The organism is Oleiphilus sp. HI0043 (genome assembly GCF_001634935.1).
The window spans coordinates 1-1,639 of sequence record NZ_LWEY01001365.1; the positions used below are offsets into that span (position 1 = coordinate 1).

2 protein-coding genes are annotated in these 1,639 nt (G+C 45.1%); both read right to left on the reverse strand.

Translation table 11 applies throughout. The features are described 5' to 3' along the window. Positions 1–98 precede the first annotated feature (98 nt). On the reverse strand, positions 99–1,016 hold the full coding sequence (locus A3729_RS18485; protein ID WP_082882136.1) for a hypothetical protein: 918 nt from the start codon (positions 1,014–1,016) through the stop codon (positions 99–101). A 244-nt stretch (positions 1,017–1,260) separates the two neighbouring features. Then, on the reverse strand, positions 1,261–1,639 hold a 379-nt coding region (locus A3729_RS18490), incomplete at its 5' end, for a sigma factor-like helix-turn-helix DNA-binding protein (protein ID WP_304439736.1).

Below are 1,639 nucleotides of genomic sequence, written 5' to 3' on the forward strand. Positions count from 1 at the left end.
AAGGTGACAACAGGCAGAAGTATAATTTGTTCGAGTGGTAACTTTACGCATTTTGGTTTGAAAGCGTCGGTATAGAGGTTTACTTGTTGCATATTGCTCTACCCCTCTCTCAATGCACTGGCGAGCGCGACAAAAGCTTGAATTTCTTCAAGGCCCAGATTTGCCTCGTCCTGCATAAACAAGGACATATCAAGCGGTTCGACTCTGGCGCCAATACTACCACCAAGCATATTTGCTAATGGCATATTGGGTGCAGGGCCCATCAGTGCAACCGTTTGCGGAGGAACTTGAGCCATCTGGCTTTCAAAGTAATCAAATGAGCGCTGGATTTCTAAAGATAATTGCTGAATAACCGAGTTTTGCTGCGCGACATCGTTCAGCGCTTGTAAAGAAAAGTCAAAATGCCTGGAAAAGTAAAGCGTGTCACCTTTAACCAACACAATCATTCCAGCACCGTGACGAAGATATAAAACCGCAACGGGTCTTTGATCATCACCTGCTAGTCGCAAGGCAATATTCCTAATCGCTAGCTCTGAGATCTCAATTGTTTCTAGTTCCAAACCAGACTTATTGACGAGATTCACGGTATCCTGGATTAAAGCTGACCGACTGGAAACAACATTCACCTGTTCCGGACGTCCTTTTAGGGCATCCTGAGGAAAATCATAGACATCCAGCACCGCATCGTTTACGTCATAGTCGAGTAGGTCTTTTAGCTTCCAGCGAACGGCATCGACGAGTTCACTCTCTTCAACTTTTGGCTTCTCGATAGGGTAAACTCGATACTGATCTGCCGGCAAAACGACGCGACAAGTTGCACCGTCGAGGCCATGCTCTTCAACAAGTGACTCCAGCACTGATACACGCTCTGCCGCATTGCACTCACGATAATCACACAATGTAATGAGCGCATTTTTGCCTTCATTTTTCGAAGCGACAGCAAGAGCTATACCGCTGGAGCGAACTTCCAGCCCTACTACTTGAGCTTTCGATTTCTTTTTAAATAGCGAAAACAAATACCTGCCCCTAGATCTAAATAAGCCCCTGAATCGGAGCGCCACCAGCCTTTTTAAAGCTTTTAGTTAGAATAGTTCAGTAAGTTACTGTTTGCAAAAGTTTTATACCACATAGAATTCAACATTAAGACCCAGACTCAGCAGCAGCGAATTTTAAAACTGTAAATGCAAAAATCCCCACCAAAGGCGGGGATTTTTTACTTACTCTGATGCCTGCACAAAATTTGCGGCATACATAAGAAGCTTAGAAGCAACTATTAAACAAGGTTTCGCCATTTAAGCCCTGCTTCTCAAGGATATCTCTGAGTCGCTTAAGTGCTTCAACCTGAATCTGACGAACTCGCTCGCGAGTTAGACCAATCTCTTTACCAACCTCTTCCAAGGTGCTCATACGGTAGCCACGAAGACCAAAGCGACGAGAAAGAACTTCTTGCTGCTTACCAGACAACTGATCCAACCAGCCATCAATGCTACCTTTAAGGTTACTATCCTGCAGCAACTCTGCAGGATCAGACGCTGACTCATCAGCAACTGTATCTAGTAATGATTTGTCGCTACTGCCGCCGATAGGCATATCAACAGAGGCAACACGCTCGTTCAAGCCCAACATGCGCTTAACATCA